This is a genomic window from uncultured Nostoc sp. (assembly GCF_937863485.1).
In the GTDB taxonomy this organism is placed as follows: domain Bacteria; phylum Cyanobacteriota; class Cyanobacteriia; order Cyanobacteriales; family Nostocaceae; genus Nostoc.
In genome coordinates this window covers 1-12,681 of the sequence record NZ_CALMFY010000197.1, presented here as the reverse complement: position 1 = coordinate 12,681, position 12,681 = coordinate 1, and the positions used below count along the sequence as shown (strand labels likewise).

At 43.7% G+C, this 12,681-nt stretch carries 15 protein-coding genes; 7 read left to right on the top strand and 8 right to left on the bottom strand.

Annotated elements, in window-relative coordinates; translation table 11 throughout:
* Positions 1-9: 9 nt before the first annotated feature.
* Positions 10-855 carry a DNA adenine methylase gene (locus Q0541_RS26785; RefSeq protein WP_298918228.1) on the top strand — a complete coding sequence of 282 codons (846 nt, stop codon included), beginning with the start codon at positions 10-12 and terminating at the stop codon, positions 853-855.
* Here Q0541_RS26785 and Q0541_RS26780 read toward each other — a convergent pair.
* From Q0541_RS26780 to Q0541_RS26760, 5 genes are all read right to left on the bottom strand, one after another.
* On the bottom strand, positions 816-1,841 hold the full coding sequence (locus tag Q0541_RS26780) for an NAD-dependent epimerase/dehydratase family protein (protein WP_298918226.1): 1,026 nt from the start codon (positions 1,839-1,841) through the stop codon (positions 816-818). The two genes, Q0541_RS26785 and Q0541_RS26780, sit on opposite strands and share 40 nt — an antisense overlap.
* Positions 1,842-1,885: 44 nt before the next feature.
* Complete coding sequence (gene clpP / locus Q0541_RS26775; RefSeq protein WP_298918223.1) at positions 1,886-2,494, bottom strand: ATP-dependent Clp endopeptidase proteolytic subunit ClpP; 609 nt, start codon at positions 2,492-2,494, stop codon at positions 1,886-1,888.
* Positions 2,495-2,736: 242 nt separating this feature from the next.
* Complete coding sequence (locus Q0541_RS26770) at positions 2,737-2,925, bottom strand: hypothetical protein (RefSeq protein WP_298918221.1); 189 nt, start codon at positions 2,923-2,925, stop codon at positions 2,737-2,739.
* 123 nt (positions 2,926-3,048) lie between these two features.
* Positions 3,049-3,618 (bottom strand): SRPBCC domain-containing protein, encoded by a 570-nt coding sequence (locus tag Q0541_RS26765; RefSeq protein WP_298918218.1) that lies wholly within the window; start codon positions 3,616-3,618, stop codon positions 3,049-3,051.
* Entirely contained in the window at positions 3,606-3,938 is a 333-nt protein-coding gene (locus tag Q0541_RS26760) for a metalloregulator ArsR/SmtB family transcription factor (protein ID WP_298918215.1), read from the bottom strand. The genes Q0541_RS26765 and Q0541_RS26760 overlap by 13 nt, the downstream gene beginning before the upstream one ends.
* A gap of 227 nt (positions 3,939-4,165) precedes the next feature.
* Between Q0541_RS26760 and trpD the strand changes: the two genes are divergently transcribed.
* Entirely contained in the window at positions 4,166-5,257 is a 1,092-nt protein-coding gene (trpD, locus tag Q0541_RS26755) for an anthranilate phosphoribosyltransferase (protein WP_298918212.1), read from the top strand.
* Here the strand turns inward: trpD and Q0541_RS26750 are convergent.
* Positions 5,187-6,236: a retropepsin-like aspartic protease gene (locus tag Q0541_RS26750; protein ID WP_298918209.1), complete on the bottom strand. Its 1,050-nt coding sequence runs from the start codon at positions 6,234-6,236 to the stop codon at positions 5,187-5,189. The two genes, trpD and Q0541_RS26750, sit on opposite strands and share 71 nt — an antisense overlap.
* Positions 6,237-6,553: 317 nt before the next feature.
* Between Q0541_RS26750 and carA the strand changes: the two genes are divergently transcribed.
* From carA to Q0541_RS26725, 5 genes are all read left to right on the top strand, one after another.
* Positions 6,554-7,720, top strand: a complete 1,167-nt coding sequence (carA, locus tag Q0541_RS26745) for a glutamine-hydrolyzing carbamoyl-phosphate synthase small subunit (protein WP_298918206.1) — start codon at positions 6,554-6,556, stop codon at positions 7,718-7,720.
* Between the two features lie 173 nt (positions 7,721-7,893).
* Complete coding sequence (locus Q0541_RS26740) at positions 7,894-8,265, top strand: STAS domain-containing protein (protein ID WP_273769590.1); 372 nt, start codon at positions 7,894-7,896, stop codon at positions 8,263-8,265.
* A gap of 573 nt (positions 8,266-8,838) precedes the next feature.
* Positions 8,839-9,318, top strand: coding sequence for a ribonuclease III domain-containing protein (locus Q0541_RS26735; protein WP_298918203.1), 480 nt, complete (start codon positions 8,839-8,841; stop codon positions 9,316-9,318).
* A 92-nt stretch (positions 9,319-9,410) separates the two neighbouring features.
* A complete protein-coding gene (rlmB, locus tag Q0541_RS26730; protein ID WP_298918200.1) occupies positions 9,411-10,487 on the top strand; it encodes a 23S rRNA (guanosine(2251)-2'-O)-methyltransferase RlmB in 1,077 nt (358 codons plus the stop codon).
* Between the two features lie 88 nt (positions 10,488-10,575).
* Complete coding sequence (locus Q0541_RS26725) at positions 10,576-10,884, top strand: DUF1816 domain-containing protein (protein ID WP_298918196.1); 309 nt, start codon at positions 10,576-10,578, stop codon at positions 10,882-10,884.
* Positions 10,885-11,075: 191 nt separating this feature from the next.
* Here Q0541_RS26725 and Q0541_RS26720 read toward each other — a convergent pair whose 3' ends face one another.
* Both Q0541_RS26720 and Q0541_RS26715 read right to left on the bottom strand, forming a co-directional pair.
* On the bottom strand, positions 11,076-11,936 hold the full coding sequence (locus Q0541_RS26720) for an alpha/beta hydrolase (RefSeq protein ID WP_298918193.1): 861 nt from the start codon (positions 11,934-11,936) through the stop codon (positions 11,076-11,078).
* Positions 11,933-12,271, bottom strand: coding sequence for a hypothetical protein (locus Q0541_RS26715; protein ID WP_298918190.1), 339 nt, complete (start codon positions 12,269-12,271; stop codon positions 11,933-11,935). The genes Q0541_RS26720 and Q0541_RS26715 overlap by 4 nt, the downstream gene beginning before the upstream one ends.
* Positions 12,272-12,681: the final 410 nt, after the last annotated feature.

Below are 12,681 nucleotides of genomic sequence, written 5' to 3'. Positions count from 1 at the left end.
TTTTTGGTTATGATTAAAAGTCCTTTACGATATCCTGGCGGTAAGTCGAAAGCAATAAATCAAATAGTTGAATACTTGCCAGAGAGCTTTTCGCAATTTCGAGAACCTTTTGTGGGTGGTGGTTCTGTATTTATTTATTTAAGACAAAAGTTTCCTCATATCAAGATTTGGATTAACGATTTAAACCGTGAACTCTTCTTATTTTGGAAGTTTGCCCAATCTGATCTAGCTCAGTTAGTTAAAGAAATTAGACATATTAAAATCAAATATACAGATGGCAAATTACTATTTACAGAATTGGCTAAGGTAGATGTCAATAATTTATCTGATTTAGAAAGAGCCGTTCGCTTTTTTGTCCTTAATAGAATTACTTTCTCAGGAACTGTAGAATCAGGTGGATTTTCGCAAGAAGCTTTTCATAAGCGCTTTACTGATTCTTCAATAGAACGACTAGAAAAGTTAGAAAATATTTTATCAGAAAATGTCAAAATTACTAATTTAGATTATAGCCACCTATTAAAAGCAGAAGGAGAAGATGTATTTTTCTTTTTAGATCCCCCATATTTTAGTGCTACTAAATCAAAGTTATATGGTAAAGATGGTGACTTACACACCTCTTTTGAACATCAGAGATTTGCTGAAATTTTGCAACAATGCCATCATCGCTGGCTAATTACCTACGACGACTCACCACAAATTCGAGAGAATTTTCAATGGGCTAATATTTCAGCATGGGAATTGCAGTATGGGATGAATAACTATAAGCAGAGTGGTGCTGCTAAGGGAAAAGAGCTATTCATTACTAATTACAAAGTTCAACGAAATTTAGACAAAATCGCATCTTCTATTGCATAGTCCAGTAACCACGGTGCTGCAAACTGCTGTGGTTCTTGAGGTGCATGAGTCCTCTGCCAATCAATGGTTCGCTGCAATGCTTCATCTAACGGCACAATTTCCTTATATCCCAACTCTTGACGGATACGAGTTGAGTCTACAAACCAATCTTGCTCTGTATTGATAGGCAACTTCCACTCTGATGGAAACTGGCTTTTGGGTACAATAATAACTTTACCTTGCCATCCTGCTATTTCCCCGACTCTGGTGATGCGTAGAGCTTCGGTAAGTGCTTCGACATCAGCGACATGATAAATGCGATCCGTTGCGCGTTCGTTTGTCACTGCTAGTGCGATGGCATATGCTACATTCTCTACATAGCCGTAAGAGCCACGCCATCGAGCGGTACTGTCTTCCAAAACAATCGCAGGACGGTTATCATCCATCCGCTGAAGATAGGAATACAGGCGATGCCGGAAATCTCTGGAACCATATACCATTGGCAGGCGTATAATCGTTCCGGGTAAGTTGGATGCCATCACCACTCGCTCTACCAGAATCTTTTCATAATCAATTGGCACGTTGATCGGTCTAGAGGGCATTTCCCGGTATGGACAGAGTTGTTGGCGCAGGGACGAATCTTCGGTAAGTGGTACAGGCACAACATCAGATTCTTTGCGCCAAAGCACATCGTATGCACGATACACATCCATACTGCTGATAACAACAACACGCTGGGCAATACCCTCAAATGTGTTCGTTAGAGTTAGTGCATCTTGTTCGTTATAGGCAATCATATCTACCACGACTTGAGGCGAAAGCTGCTTAAACTTGCTTTTCATCTCCAAAAGATGGGAGCGATCGCCCAAAATTTCATGTACACCTGGTGGTAAGTTAGTTGTAGTTTTTCCCCGATGAAATACGCTCACTTCATGACCCATTGCAATCAGTTGACGGACTACAGGAGGGCCAATAAAATTTGTACCACCAATAATGAGTATTTTCATTTTGGTTTCCATTACTGTTTGTCGATATTAGAGTTGTTTGCAGATTAAATAGATGCAGATGTTTTCAATATGATACTGTCAATTAAACCGTAAGCTTTTGCTTCTTCGGCACTCATGAAAAAGTCCCGTTCAGAATCCAGTTCAATCTGCTCTGACGATTTACCAGTATTGGCAGCAAGTATTTTGTTAATCAATTGGCGGAAATACAAAATTTCTTTGGCTGCAATTTCAATATCGGATGCCTTTCCCTGAGCGCCTCCTAATGGTTGATGAATCATAATTCGAGCATTTGGTAGAGCGTATCTTTTGCCCTTAGTTCCAGCAGCAAGCAAGAATGATCCCATTGAGGCAGCAATACCAATGCATACAGTACATACTTCTGAACAAATTTGATTCATGGCATCGTAAATAGCCATTCCTGCTGTCACCGAACCTCCAGGACTGTTAATATACAATGTGATATCTCGCTCTGGATCTTCAGCATCAAGAAATAGCATTTGTGCAACGATGAGGTTAGCTGTCTCATCTGTAACTTCGTTTTGCAAAAAGATAATTCGCTCTGCAAGTAAGCGTGAATAAATATCTAATGCTTGCTCCCCTCTTTCTGATTGTTGAATAATCATTGGGATGCTGATTTGAGTTTGATAATTCATATTTTATCTCTCCAAAAAAGATAATATTTTAATTAAGTAACTAGGTTTTTAAGAAATTATTGAGGCTGGTTTTTTGATGTAATTAAGATTTTGATAACTCCTCAAATCTTCCCATCTCACCAAGACTAATTGTAATAAGTTCAACGGACGTAATTGCTTTGTGAGGTCCATTCTGGGTATGAGCAGGTGTAAACCAAAATGTTCCTGCTTTGCATTCACGACCAGCAGTTTCAATAGTTCCATTACAGAACATAAACATATTCATCACTAGGATGGTAGTGAACTGGAATCACTGTGCCAGCAATCATTCGTAGTCTATGAATTGAACCTTTTGGCACTGGTTCAGCTAGTGACAATAATTTTATTCCTGGAACAGGCTGAAACTCAAACCATGTTTCGGCTTCAGTGTTAACAAAAGTCTGTTTAGTCATATTTAATTTTCCCAAAGCTCAATCTAATTTGGCTTGGCTAATACTTCTCTAACCACAGATGATAATGTTGCCAAGCTTTGAATTTAAATGTAGATATTGGCGTGCAATATGTGAATTACCGCTTTAACTAGTGCAATGTGTGACTAAGATTTGCGGTAGTTTTTCATGCAAACTGTAGTTCCAGCCACCATTGAGAAAATAACTAAGAACGATACTATCTAATGCTTCATATCTACCAACAGATATTGATGGGAATACAGTGCTACGATTATTTAGTGTTAGTGTTTGCGTCCCTGCCTTGGACTCATGCATAAATTTACCTTGCCACGGTTGGGAAAGTTGCATTGGTTCATTTAGGTTGATGGCTTTTTGAATCAAACCTTTATGTTCAAGTAGAAGTTTCGTACCCCCAACTACGGGTTGGATTGTCCAGGTAACAATTGAAGGCTGGCACATCATACTGTCTTGCCAAGTGAACGCAAGCCGTCTTGGCTCATCAAGTTCAATTACCTCACAGTCTATGTTTCCCTCCAGCCCTGGCAGTGTCGAATGCACAAATCGGAATTTGTGTCCCAAACGCGGCTCAAAGTCGTTTTCCATTAACCATACCGCTAATGCCTGACGGTTGGTGAGTACCTGCCAAACCCGTTGGGGAGGATAGGGATAGAACACTTCCATATTCAATCGGGGCATGAATTTTCCTCCAAATAATTGCCAAGGGCATCGAGTTTTTCTTGCCAAAACTGCTCGTAATGAGCAATCCATTCAGATATCTGTTTCAATGGCTCCGGGTTTAGCCGATACAAGCGCTGTCGCCCTGCTTTCCGCATTTGTACTAAGCCTGCTTCGCAAAGAATCTGTAAGTGCTGAGAAATAGCTGGCAAGCTCATGGCAAATGGCTGGGCTAGTTCTTTGACTGGTTGCTCACCACTACGTAACAGATCCAGTAGCGCCCTGCGTGTGGGATCTGCGATCGCCACAAATACATCGGCACTGGCAGCAGGTCTACTCATTCCAATTAACCATATATTTAAGCAAACGCTTAACTATTTAAATAATACATAAGTAATTGCTTAAATGTCAACTCCTAAGAACAGCAAAAGGTACAGTTGGTATACTTCGGCTGATCTCCGTTCTGATCCGGCGCAAAGCCAATCAGTTGGATTTTAGTTTTCCAAGCTTGACTGCTACTTTCTCATTTTTCGGTAGGATAGCTCCCATACCCACAAAAACCTTAGCTATGGCAACTTCCCCAATCCCTGCTCAAGAATCCTCTGTTAGCTGGTATATCCTGCTGCAACAATTAATAGATGGCCAATCATTATCCCGGACTCAATCTGCTGAATTGATGCAAGGATGGCTTAGTGAAGCGGTTCCCCCAGAGTTATCAGGGGCTATTTTAACAGCGCTGAACTTTAGAGGCATTTCTGCCGACGAGTTGACCGGCATGGCTGAAGTATTACAATCTCAATGTTCCCCACTCAGCACTCAGCACTTACCACGGGCTAAACAACAGCTATCCGCTAACAGCACTGTAATAGATACCTGTGGCACTGGTGGAGATGGTTCATCAACCTTTAATATTTCTACAGCGGTTGCATTTGTCGCCGCTGCCTATGGTATACCAGTCGCTAAACACGGCAATCGTTCAGCTTCAAGTCTCACGGGGAGTGCCGATGTCTTGGAAGCTTTGGGTGTAAACTTGAGTGCCTCTAGTGACAAGGTGCAAGCTGCACTACAAGAGGTGGGGATCACTTTCTTGTTTGCCCCTGGTTGGCATCCAGCCCTCAAGGCGGTTGCCTCATTACGGCGGACTTTGAAAGTGCGAACAATTTTTAATTTGCTCGGCCCGTTAGTAAATCCCTTGTGTCCAACTGGGCAAGTGGTAGGGTTATTTACTCCCAAACTTTTGGCAACTGTTGCTGAAGCTTTACAGAATTTGGGCAAGGAAAAGGCAATTGTGCTGCACGGGCGAGAAAAACTCGATGAGGCTGGGTTAGGAGATGAAACTGACTTGGCGGTGTTATCAGGTGGAGAAGTGCAGGTAACTACTATTAATCCACTGAATTTGGATCTAACGCCTGCTACCATAGGTATGCTTCGGGGTGGGGATGTCCAAGAGAATGCGGTGATTCTCAAGGCGGTACTCCAAGGTAAGGGAACTCAGGCGCAACAAGATGCAGTTGCCTTAAATGCGTCGTTGGCGCTGCAAGTAGCGGGTGCGATCGCATTGCTGGATCACGCCCAAGGGATTAAAGTAGCTAAGGATATCCTAGAAAGTGGCGCGGCTTGGACAAAGTTGGAGCAGTTAGTTGAGTTTCTGGGGAATTGATTTGCGATCGCAATTGCGGGCGAAATTCCACAACATTACGTTTGATGGTAACATCGTAGTTGCCAAAAAAGTCATGTCCTAGAAGTCCAGTTTCTAGTTCTGCCCCTGCGATCGCTACTGCTACTTTATTCACTATTACCCCGCCAACTGCCATCGAATTAACATAGCCCACAGGAAATTCTACAGCTCTAGAACTAGCGGTGTTTGCCTTAGCTCTCCCTACTGGCACTATACCCAAAGCATCGGCCATCTCTTGGGTGATCACAGTGCCACTGGCTCCTGTATCCACAATCATCTCAAATTGTCGCTGGCCATTGAAGGTGACTTCGACAATTGGCGTTCCACCAATTCGCCTTTTAATCGGGGCTGTAAATACTGCTTCATCTGGAATCAGTACTACTGATGAGGGCAAACGTGGCTCTGGTGGTAACGGTTTAGTTTCTTGTAGAGGCGATAGAGGTGAGGTATACTTTGGTGTGGTTGCTGTGTGGGGAACAAGAACTATTATCCTCTTCGGTTCGGCAACGCGCACAGGGCGAGGATTAGCTTGCCGTTTGGCATATTTGATTTGGCGTCGATATTCAGTAATCTTGGTTTGAGCGATCGCAAATTCTGGGCTTTGTCGCCGCACTCTTTGCATCAGCGCGATCGCATCCTGGTACTGATTCGCCACCAAAGTCCAATCACCTGGGGATTGAGCAGATTGGCTGATACTCCAAGCGCCAACGGCTTTGTCTAGCCCCATCTCAAAAAGACTTGGTTCACTTTCAGACGGCTCTAGCGGCTGTGCTTCTGGGGTAGCTGTTGGTGTTGCTGGTTCGACGGCAGGCTGTATTGATGGCAGATCCCCAATTGGCGCGGGTTGCTCATTGCCACCAGTCGCAATGTTCCGTTTGTCTTCACTACAGGCAACACACAAAACCGCTAGAGCGCTTGATAGAAAAATAAGGGTTGCACGGGATAAAAAGGACTGAAGCATAATTAATTTTAACTGCCCAAGCTTTGCCAAAGCCACTCCCGCTACTTTAATTCCCTTTTAATTTTAATTAACTATTCTAAAAAATCCCAATTGCCCAACTCATGGGATAATTAACAATCGCAGTATTGGGGAATAAGGGATGAAAGAGTAGGGGAAACAATTGAAACAATTGATTAATCCCATGCCCAATACAACTCTTGGAGAGGCTGCGCTCTAAGCGTAGCAGCTATGCCGCAGGCTTTACGGCTTACCTCGGCTTTGCTCGGCACAAGTCGCTCAGTACAAGTGCCCCATGCCCAATCCATAATCTATCGCCTATGCCCCTGACTGACGCAATACCAGCTTTACTTGTCCTGGCAGATGGAACCACCTATCGCGGTTGGTCTTTCGGTGCTACGGGAACCGCGATCGGAGAAGTAGTGTTCAACACTGGCATGACTGGCTACCAAGAAGTACTGACCGACCCTAGTTACTGCGGTCAGATTGTCATTTTTACCTATCCTGAATTAGGGAATACTGGCGTCAATCCTGAAGATGAGGAATCAGATGGCCCCCAAGTGCGGGGTGCGATCGCGCGTAATATTTGTCACCGACCAAGTAACTGGCGATCAACACAATCTTTACCTGACTACCTTAAACAAAACCAAGTACCAGGGATATACGGCATCGATACCCGCGCCCTCACTCGCAAAATTCGGATGTTTGGAGCGATGAACGGTGGTATTTCCACAGCCATTCTTGATGAGGGGGAATTGCTAGAGCAGGTACAGGCGGTTCCCAACATGGCGGGATTGAATCTGGTTCGTGAAGTCACCACCCCAACGGCTTATGAATGGTCAGATCCCACAATTCCAGCTTGGGAATTCAACTCTGAGGCTGCGGAAAATCTTGGGGAACCCTTTACTGTTGTTGCCCTTGACTTTGGCGTAAAACGCAATATCTTGCGTCGCTTAGTAAGTTACGGTTGTCGGGTGATTGTTGTGCCTGCTGATACGCCACCAGAAGAAATCCTCAACTACAATCCAGATGGTGTGTTTCTTTCTAATGGGCCTGGCGACCCTGCTGCTGTCACTCAAGGGATTGCAACTGCCAAAGCCCTCCTGTTAAGTCAAAAACCCATCTTTGGGATTTGTATGGGACACCAAATTTTAGGTCATGCACTAGGGGCAGAAACCTATAAACTCAAATTTGGTCACCGTGGTTTAAATCAGCCTGCGGGCTTACAACAACGGGTAGAAATTACCAGCCAAAACCACAGTTTTGCTATTGATCCAGATTCTTTACCTACGGCATCTGTGGAAATCAGCCACCTGAACTTAAATGATCGCACCATTGCCGGGGTACGTCACAAATCTCTGCCTGTATTCTCCGTACAGTATCACCCAGAAGCCAGTCCTGGCCCTCACGATGCTGATTACTTGTTTGAGCAATTTGTTCAAGTAATGCGAACAGCACGTCAAGCCGTTGCAGCCGAGGTGAGGTAAAAATAGGAAGTAGGAACTGGGGACTAGGGAATAAGATTAAAAATACTATTTTCCAATCTCCAATCCTCAATGCCCAATCCCCAGTATCCAGTATCTAATGCCCCAGAAGATTGTAGACAACTTGCTCAAAAACCATCTATACTTGAGCGTTCACTTTAACTCATGAGGAGGGAATTATTGCTGAACCACTGAATCTAACCGTTAGCCTGAGGGGCACTCGTGAAGTCCGGGATAACTGCCAGCTATTCCGCCTCACAGGTTTGTTAGATGCCTTTTCTGAACCAACATTTCGCAAAGTACTTGGCAGCAAGATTGACGAGGGCCCTAAGCACATTATTTTGGATCTCTCACAAATCGACTTTATTGATAGCTCTGGCTTGGGTGCTCTGGTGCAGCTAGCCAAGCAGGCTCAAACTGCTGAAGGCACTTTGCAAATTGTCACGAATGCCCGCGTAACTCAAACGGTCAAGCTTGTTCGCCTAGAGAAGTTTCTCTCCCTGCAAAAATCAGTTGAAGACGCTCTAGAAAACGTTAAGCAATCTTGATTGCTTGAACCGAGAGATCGATTCAGCTATCCAGATTCAACATTGGATAGCTTAATTTTTAAAACTTCTGGCAGAAAACCTCTCTCCTTGTGGGGGAGGCACAAAGCCAGTTAAGTTATTATGTTTAAAGTTGAGTAATAACTAAAGATATAGACACACAGACATTGGATATGTAATCGTTGGCTAGAATATTCGGATAAACAATCAAGTCTGAAAAAGTTCTCGCAAATACAAAGCCAGCAATTTGTCTATATATAAACTTGACTTGATACTGTATAGTTAGAAATTGTCGCTTACTAAGTAAGCCTGGCAATGTGATCAAGTAAAAGGGTGAATTTGATGTCCAAATTTTACTCTATCTTAGGCATAGACCACAAGAAGTAGGCGAAATTTGGTTTATAGGCGTTGACATTAGGGTGATTTAAAATGCCAACTCTCAAGCAAAAAGATGAAATTAGGAAGTAATTTTGATAGTATTGATTATACTAAGTATACTATCATGGCATACTTCAGAAAAATCAGTCTTTGCGAAGAATGCCTGCCAAATGTAGCCCGTTAAGGAATGATTTATTTGTGAAGTCACAGGAGGAAGAGCTATTAGATGGACAAGATGAAACTCCCAAACAGAGTTTATCTTGGACTGAAGCACTCTTGGCAACCACAGGGCCATTCCAACAGATTTCCCTTTCACAAGTGCAACAAATTTCTCCTACTGCTTTAGCATATTTGGGGGATGCAATTTATGAGTTATATGTTAGAATGTTCTATCTGCTGCCATTGCAGCGGTCAGGAATTTACCATAGTCTGGTAGTGGAGCAGGTAAGAGCGGAAACACAAGCGCTACATTTGCGATCGCTGATTCCTTATCTAAGAGACACTGAATTAGAAATTGTCCGACGGGGTAGAAACGCCGCTACAGGACGCCCAAAGCGACTTAATCCCGAAATTTATCAACAGGCAACTAGTCTAGAAACCTTAATCGGCTACTTATATCTCACCGATTACCAGCGTCTAACCGAACTGTTGCAAATACTTCATGTAGAAAAAGAGTGAAAACTCAATTTCACAGTAGCCACAGCAGTAAATTCGGCTCAAGAAATTGAGGTAATCGGGATGATCAACTATACGCTATATCCATAACTCAAATGCAGAATAAACCAAGAAAAGTCAAGACTTCTAGCGAACCAAATCGTGGACAACCCGTAAAAATTCAGGGTAAGCGTGTTGTTACTAATCCCACTCGCAATCCCAGGAAAATAGATAGCAACCCCATTTCTGTTGCTGATCCTACTCGTAATCCCAGAAAAATAGATAGCGACCCCATTTCTGTCGCTAATCCTACTCGCAATCCCAGGAAAATAGATAGCAACCCCATTTCTGGCAACTCCCGACAACGAAATAGCAACTTTTCCCAGGCGTCTGTATCTACATCGACAGAAGAAGATAGCGATCTCATTTACGGTCGTCATCCAGTATTGAGTGCATTGCAAAATCAGCGCAATCTCAATCGGCTCTGGATTACTACCCGTCTACGCTACGATCCCAGCTTTCACCATTTTCTCTTGCAAGCGAAGGAAAATGGCACAGTTATTGATGAAGTTGAACCCAAGCGCTTAGACCATCTCACCAATGGGGCTAATCATCAAGGTGTGGCGGCACAAATTGCTCCCTACGCCTACATCGAATTGCCGGATCTAATTGAACAGACAAAAGCTGTAACCGATCCTGTAATTGTCGTGGCTGATGGAATTACTGATCCCCACAACTTGGGAGCAATTATTCGCACCGCCGAAGCAATAGGCGCTCAAGGATTAGTGATTCCCCAGAGAAGGGCATCTGGGATCACTTCCACTGTCATGAAAGTGGCAGCAGGTGCTTTAGAAAATTTTGCTGTAGCTAGAGTTGTCAACCTCAGCCGCGCCTTAGAAGAATTAAAAGAAGCTGGCTTTTGGATTTACGGCACTGCTGCAAGTGGGAGCGAACCCGTGCATACAGTCAATTTCACTGGCCCAATCGTTTTGGTAATCGGCTCAGAAGGCGAAGGTCTGAGTATGTTAACTCAACGCTCCTGTGATTTTTTAGTATCGATTCCTCTACAGGGTAAGACTCCCAGCCTCAATGCTTCCGTAGCAGCGGGTATGGCGCTTTATGAAATTTATCGGCAGCGATCGCTAAATACGCTGCACTTAGATAAATTACAAAAATTTTCTTTGAAAAAATAACAGTAACTAGAGTATAAAGAAATGTAAAAGATAATAAAGTAGCATATCGTTTAACATCTTGTAGCACGTTTATAAATCGGCGAAAATCATGAAAACCATTTGGCATAACCTCAAGGAAGTGTTGATTAACACATTCGACTACCTCGGCTTGGCTTGGTGGGTAGAGATTGTGACGCAGAATCCCCGCTGCACGTACTACTTCGGCCCATTTCTGAGTTCTTCTGAAGCAAAATTGTCAAGTACTGGATATATAGAAGATTTGGAAGTAGAAGGAGCGCAGGGAATTGCTGTGAATGTCAAGCGCTGCAAACCTAATACTTTAACAATCGCTGACGACTTGGGGGAAAAGATTGACCGCAAAGTACAGCCTACCTTTGGCGGTCAAATTTTAAGTTAGGCCAGAGAATGAACACAATTCGTAGTTTGTAATTCGTAATTCGTAATTCGTAATTCGTAATTTGTAATTTCGAGTTCTAATTACGAATTATTTGTTCAATAGTCAAAAACCCTTGGACTTTTGACTATTGACGGGGCGGTTGGTACACACGTTTGAAAGTCTATATTAATTGTTCAAGAATCCCCCCTACTTTAGACATGGGCAGTATCAATACCAATTACCTGCGGATGAACTTCGAGCCAACGGTCAATGTCATTCAGCACCTGCTGGGGAACTTCCCACGGGAAAAGATGGGCGGTGTTGGCATAGCACTGCCACTGAGAATTTTGGAGGTGTTGAGCAGTTTCTAAGCTGGAATCAGATGTGATGTGGCGGTCTTGGTCACCAGCAAGTACTAAACTAGGACATTGTATTTGTTGCAAATCTAGAAGTCGGTTGTATCCTGATTGAATTGCACTATAGAGGGCGCGAGTAGCAGCAGGAGAGGTTTGCAAATAAGCTGGTACTGCATCGGTGGCGATATAGTTGTAAGTGGTAGATGTATGTTGTTGGATTAGGTAGCGGAAAAGCGATCGCTTGCCAAAAGTTTCAATATTCCATTGCCAACTCGGTTTTATATAGTTTATGAGGCCAGCAACGCCAGTATATAAATTATCTTGCCAAGTGATAGGAGGATGACTGCCACGAGGTTTTGCGGCTGTCGCCACCAAAATCAGCCCTGTAATGCGCTCTGGCAAATGTAATGCCAGTTCCATTGCTAGAATGCCCCCAAGTGACCATCCCAATACTAGGCATTTTTCAATCTCAAAGCGGTCTAGCAGCGCTTCTAAATCGGTCAAATGGTCATTCATATCAAAATTGCTATTGCAGCGACTTTTGCCGTATCCACGTAAATCAGGGGCAAAAGTTTTGTAGCGTTTTGATAAATGATTGGTAAAGACAGATAGACTACGACCAGAACCAGGATGACCGTGTAAGCCCAAAATGGGGAATCCTTGACCTTGGATGTAGACATTAAGACTTGCAGCAGTGGTGGTATGGCGATCGCTCATGACTCCCCGTCCTCCTGTCTGCCGAACAAATGTTCTAGAATGGGTTGACTTTTAGTTCTCAACCCTCTAATTTCCGATCTGATTTCTCTGAGTTCGGTGACAATTCCTTCAAAGTTATGTTGAGTTGCTTGATGGTTGAGCTGATGGATTTCAACTACCTGCACCAAGGAATTTACGGTTGAGGGTAGTTGGGCGATCGCAACTCTATTCGCTTCTATGGCTACTCTATTACCATCTATAGCTGGTGCGTTCGCTTCTATAGCTATCGTATTCGCTTCAGCGCTCTGTGCTGTCCGTTCTAGGATTACCTCAATCCGATCTAGCCTTTGTGTCATAGCAGTTCCTTATATTATTCTTCTAATTGTGTCACACGGCTAGTGGTGAAGCATTCCAGTGTTTAGTTAGAGTTCAAGCTTGTGGAGATAATCTACTAAAGTTAGTACTTGGCGATTCGCTACTATAAGATTTACAAATATAGCAATTTGATTTGATTGCGTGAAAAAATCTAAGTATATGTAGGGGAGCCAGCCGTCTGGTGTTAGCGCAGCGTAAAGCCTGCGGCATGGCTTCTCTACGAGACGCTACGCGAACGCTTAGAGCGACGTAGGAGCGTCGGCAGTCCGGTCTTCTCCCAAAGGGAGACGATGCCGCGCATAGCGCAGCGGTAGCGAGCCTGCGTACTCCTACGGAGAAGCAAGCTACGCGTAGCGTCTCGTAGAGAGCGTCTGGGGGTTTCCCCCAGGAG

Bases quoted from the DNA above. Each gene is read 5' to 3' on its own strand.
- Q0541_RS26785 (WP_298918228.1), top strand. From the start codon at position 10: ATGATTAAAAGTCCTTTACGATATCCTGGCGGTAAGTCGAAAGCAATA.
- Q0541_RS26750 (WP_298918209.1), bottom strand. From the start codon at position 6,236: ATGCTTCAGTCCTTTTTATCCCGTGCAACCCTTATTTTTCTATCAAGC.
- Q0541_RS26720 (WP_298918193.1), bottom strand. From the start codon at position 11,936: ATGAGCGATCGCCATACCACCACTGCTGCAAGTCTTAATGTCTACATC.
- Q0541_RS26725 (WP_298918196.1), top strand. From the start codon at position 10,576: ATGAAAACCATTTGGCATAACCTCAAGGAAGTGTTGATTAACACATTC.
- Q0541_RS26780 (WP_298918226.1), bottom strand. From the start codon at position 1,841: ATGAAAATACTCATTATTGGTGGTACAAATTTTATTGGCCCTCCTGTA.
- clpP (WP_298918223.1), bottom strand. From the start codon at position 2,494: ATGAATTATCAAACTCAAATCAGCATCCCAATGATTATTCAACAATCA.
- trpD (WP_298918212.1), top strand. From the start codon at position 4,166: ATGGCAACTTCCCCAATCCCTGCTCAAGAATCCTCTGTTAGCTGGTAT.
- Q0541_RS26770 (WP_298918221.1), bottom strand. From the start codon at position 2,925: ATGACTAAACAGACTTTTGTTAACACTGAAGCCGAAACATGGTTTGAG.
- Q0541_RS26715 (WP_298918190.1), bottom strand. From the start codon at position 12,271: ATGACACAAAGGCTAGATCGGATTGAGGTAATCCTAGAACGGACAGCA.
- Q0541_RS26765 (WP_298918218.1), bottom strand. From the start codon at position 3,618: ATGCCCCGATTGAATATGGAAGTGTTCTATCCCTATCCTCCCCAACGG.
- rlmB (WP_298918200.1), top strand. From the start codon at position 9,411: ATGCAGAATAAACCAAGAAAAGTCAAGACTTCTAGCGAACCAAATCGT.
- carA (WP_298918206.1), top strand. From the start codon at position 6,554: ATGCCCCTGACTGACGCAATACCAGCTTTACTTGTCCTGGCAGATGGA.
- Q0541_RS26760 (WP_298918215.1), bottom strand. From the start codon at position 3,938: ATGAGTAGACCTGCTGCCAGTGCCGATGTATTTGTGGCGATCGCAGAT.